The sequence below is a fragment of the Treponema endosymbiont of Eucomonympha sp. genome, from assembly GCF_001028545.1.
This window is the reverse complement of record NZ_BBPW01000569.1, coordinates 1-473: the sequence shown is the minus strand read 5'-3', so window position 1 is coordinate 473 and position 473 is coordinate 1. Positions and strand designations below refer to the sequence as shown.

Genomic DNA, 473 nt, shown 5'->3' with positions numbered 1-473 from the left:
AAAGTTTGCTAGCGTTTTTGCAAGTTGCGTCTTGCCTACACCTGTCGGGACTAGAAATACGAACGAGCCGGACGGGCGTTTTGCCGACGAAATACCCGTCCGAGCACGTCGGATTGATGCAACAATCGTCGAAACTGCTACTACTTGTCCGATAAACGTTCGGCGAATCTCTCGTTCCATATTGAGTAGCTGTTTCGATTCGGAGGATTCGATTTGCGAGGCAGGGACGCCTGTTATTGCTTCTACGACTTTACAAATATCGCGCATTGTAACCGATTTTCGCTTCTCATCGAATGTCTCATTTGTTGACCACTTCCTACGGAGCATGTCAAACTTATTCTGTAGCACAAATATGCGGTCCCGCGTCTTTGCCGCTTGCTCGTAGTTCTGGTTTTGCACAAGCAACCGTTTTTCTTTGCCGAGTTTTTCAAGCTCTGTTTTAAGAGCGTCAAGTTCCGGTGGGCGACCCGTAT

1 protein-coding gene is annotated in these 473 nt (G+C 48.0%); it reads right to left on the bottom strand.

The window, feature by feature from the left end; translation table 11 throughout:
- On the bottom strand, window positions 1–473 hold a 473-nt coding region (locus AWU74_RS08095), incomplete at both ends, for a UvrB/UvrC motif-containing protein (protein ID WP_162505089.1).